This is a genomic window from Pseudomonas sp. GW460-LB5 (assembly GCF_059423245.1).
Genome location: NZ_JBWKXT010000120.1, coordinates 1 through 2,969 on the forward strand (window position 1 = coordinate 1; position 2,969 = coordinate 2,969).

Below are 2,969 nucleotides of genomic sequence, written 5' to 3' on the forward strand. Positions count from 1 at the left end.
ATCAGCTTGCCATTCACCGCTCTCACTTCAGATTCTATTCCTTCTCCAAGACACAAGCGGGCTTGCCCCGCGAACACGGGCGAAGCCCGTGGCATCCGCCGCGCAGCCTGTTTCGCGGGCACGCCCGCTGCCACAAGGCAGGGCGCACGCCAGGTATGCAGGCCCTTTTCCTATGCAAGCCAACAGCCCATGGCTATCATGCCTGCCTTATTCCAAGTCGAGACTGGCATGCTGAAGTTGTTGAACCTCCTCAAGGATGGCCGGTTCCATTCCGGAGAAGCTCTGGGGGCAGCCCTCGGGGTGAGTCGCAGCGCCGTTTGGAAGCAGCTGCAGCACCTGGAGAGCGAGCTGAACCTCACCATTCACAAGGTTCGTGGGCGCGGCTACCAGCTGGCGGCGCCGCTGGCTTTGCTCGAGGCACAGGCTATCGCCGGGTTTGCCGAAGGCGAGCAGTGGCCGGTTTTCATCCACGAAATCATCGACTCGACCAACGCCGAAGGCTTGAGGCTTGCCAATCAAGGGCAGGTAGCGCCATTTATCGTCTTGGCTGAGCGGCAAAGCGCAGGCCGCGGGCGACGTGGCAGGCAATGGGTCAGCCCATTTGCCGAAAACCTCTATTACAGCCTTGTCTTGCGTGTGGATGGCGGCATGCGCCAGCTCGAAGGCTTGAGCCTGGTGGTGGGTGTTGCAGTGATGCGTACTCTGCAGGCATTCGGCGTAAAGGATGTCGGGCTCAAATGGCCCAATGACGTGCTGGTTCGCGGGCAGAAGATAACTGGCATTCTCCTGGAGCTGGTGGGTGACCCGGCCGATGTCTGTCATGTGGTACTGGGTATCGGTATCAATGTGAACATGCAGGTCAATGGCCAAGTTGACCAGGAGTGGACCTCAATGCGGCGTGAGCTGGGTGCGGCGATAGACCGCAACCACCTGGTGGCGTCGCTCAATCAGCAATTGCAGCACGAATTGGCACGCCATCGTCGTTACGGTTTTGCCGCATTCCAGGAGGAATGGGAGCAGGCGCACCTGTGGCAGGGGCGCACTGTTTCACTGGTTGCCGGTAGCACGCGTATTGATGGCGTGGTTCTTGGCGTCGACGGGCAGGGCGGCTTGCGCCTTGAGGTGGACGGAGTTGAAAAGAGCTTCAGTGGTGGTGAGCTCAGTTTGAGGTTGCGTGATGATTCTTGAGCTCGACTGCGGTAATAGCTTCATCAAGTGGCGCGTAATCCATACCGCTGATGCAGTGATTGAAGGTGGCGGGATCGTCGATTCCGATCAAGCGCTGCTGGCTGAAGTGGCTGCGCTGGCATCGGTACGTCTGACCGGGTGCCGCATCGTCAGTGTGCGCAGCGAGGAAGAAACCGATGCGCTTTGTGCGTTGATAGCCCAGGCATTTACCGTGCAGGCGCATGTTGCGCATCCGGCCCAGCGCATGGCCGGTGTGCGCAACGGTTATGATGACTATCAGCGTCTGGGCATGGACCGTTGGCTGGCAGCGCTGGGTGCATTTCACCTGGCCAAGGGCGCGTGCCTGGTGATCGACCTTGGTACCGCTGCTAAAGCGGACTTTGTGGCCGCAGACGGCGAACACCTGGGTGGCTACATCTGCCCGGGCATGCCATTGATGCGCAGTCAGTTGCGTACCCACACCCGGCGAATCCGTTATGACGATGACTCTGCCGAGCGCGCATTGACCAGTTTGTCGCCGGGCCGCTCTACTGTCGAAGCGGTCGAGCGTGGCTGCGTGTTGATGCTTCAGGGCTTTGCACGTACGCAGCTCGAGCAGGCGCGTGCGCTGTGGGGGGATGAATTCACGGTGTTCCTCACCGGGGGCGATGCGCCGCTGGTGAGGGAGGCCGTGCCGCAGGCGCGTGTCGTCCCTGACCTGGTTTTTGTTGGTCTGGCCATGGCCTGCCCATTGGATTGAGGTGCCTATGCGTTGGTTGTTTCTGTTGTTACTGGTGCTCAACGTCTTCTATTACGTTTGGCATCAGCAGGAAGCACCGCTGAAGGTCAAGGAAGTCGCTCCCCTGTCGTTGTACAAGGGGAATCAGCAAGAAATCCGTCTGTTGCGTGAAACGGGTCTGTCGGCGCCACCCAGGCGCCGTGATGAGTGCCTGGTGGTGGGGGGGGTAACAGGGCAGGAGCAGCTGGATGCACTGCGTCAGCGCTTGCTGAGCCTAGATATTGCCACTTTGCCAGTGGTGGGGCAGTTGCCTGGAGCAGATGGGCGCTGGCTCAAGGTTGCCCCGGAAAGCGAGCGTTTGCTGGACCAAACGGTGCTTTCGGCTCTTTCCAATGATTTCAAAGACTTAAAACATAAAATTATTTTCTGCCAGGGTATTGCAACTGGTGAATAGCTTGATAGAATGGCGCCCGCTTCACAGGGAACACCACTCAGGTGGTAGAACTGGAAGCGGTGTCAAAGCAGCTAAGTTTCAGATTTGATTGAAAAAATTTGAAAAAACGCTTGACACTGGGACGGCAGACAAATAGAATGCCGGCCACATCTGGAGGGATTCCCGAGCGGTCAAAGGGGACGGACTGTAAATCCGTTGCGAGAGCTTCGAAGGTTCGAATCCTTCTCCCTCCACCAGTTTTAGCGAGAGCCGCAAGCTCCGCGGGTATAGTTTAGTGGTAGAACCTCAGCCTTCCAAGCTGATGATGCGGGTTCGATTCCCGCTACCCGCTCCAAGTTTGCTGGATTTTGCGCAAAGTGTTTCGCTCTTGTAGCTCAGTTGGTAGAGCACACCCTTGGTAAGGGTGAGGTCAGCGGTTCAAGTCCGCTCAAGAGCTCCATATAAACAAGGCAGATATGAAAATATCTGCCTTTGTTTTATCAGCGCAAGACTATTTCTTCTGCGGAGGATTGTATCGATGGCTAAGGAAAAGTTTGATCGTTCCCTTCCCCACGTTAACGTCGGCACTATCGGCCACGTTGACCACGGTAAGACCACTCTGACCGCAGC

General features: G+C 57.5%; 4 protein-coding genes and 3 tRNA genes. All 7 read left to right on the forward strand.

All coding sequences use genetic code 11. The features are described 5' to 3' along the window. Positions 1 to 228 precede the first annotated feature (228 nt). Complete coding sequence (gene birA, locus AC07XM_RS30890; protein ID WP_031312439.1) at positions 229 to 1,188, forward strand: bifunctional biotin--[acetyl-CoA-carboxylase] ligase/biotin operon repressor BirA; 960 nt, start codon at positions 229 to 231, stop codon at positions 1,186 to 1,188. Continuing rightward, complete coding sequence (locus AC07XM_RS30895) at positions 1,178 to 1,927, forward strand: pantothenate kinase (RefSeq protein WP_016484645.1); 750 nt, start codon at positions 1,178 to 1,180, stop codon at positions 1,925 to 1,927. Before birA ends, AC07XM_RS30895 begins: the two co-directional genes overlap by 11 nt. 7 nt (positions 1,928 to 1,934) lie before the next feature. Beyond that, entirely contained in the window at positions 1,935 to 2,360 is a 426-nt protein-coding gene (locus AC07XM_RS30900; protein ID WP_016484646.1) for a hypothetical protein, read from the forward strand. 152 nt (positions 2,361 to 2,512) lie between these two features. Further along, positions 2,513 to 2,596: transfer RNA gene (locus AC07XM_RS30905), tRNA-Tyr, on the forward strand. A 24-nt stretch (positions 2,597 to 2,620) separates the two neighbouring features. Further along, positions 2,621 to 2,694 (forward strand) — tRNA-Gly (locus tag AC07XM_RS30910). A gap of 29 nt (positions 2,695 to 2,723) precedes the next feature. After that, a tRNA-Thr gene (locus tag AC07XM_RS30915) sits at positions 2,724 to 2,799 on the forward strand. A gap of 78 nt (positions 2,800 to 2,877) precedes the next feature. Further along, positions 2,878 to 2,969, forward strand: a 92-nt coding sequence (locus AC07XM_RS30920; protein WP_133295916.1) for a GTP-binding protein, incomplete at its 3' end; no start/stop codon positions are given.

Bases quoted from the DNA above. Each gene is read 5' to 3' on its own strand.
- birA (WP_031312439.1), top strand. From the start codon at position 229: ATGCTGAAGTTGTTGAACCTCCTCAAGGATGGCCGGTTCCATTCCGGA.
- AC07XM_RS30895 (WP_016484645.1), top strand. From the start codon at position 1,178: ATGATTCTTGAGCTCGACTGCGGTAATAGCTTCATCAAGTGGCGCGTA.
- AC07XM_RS30900 (WP_016484646.1), top strand. From the start codon at position 1,935: ATGCGTTGGTTGTTTCTGTTGTTACTGGTGCTCAACGTCTTCTATTAC.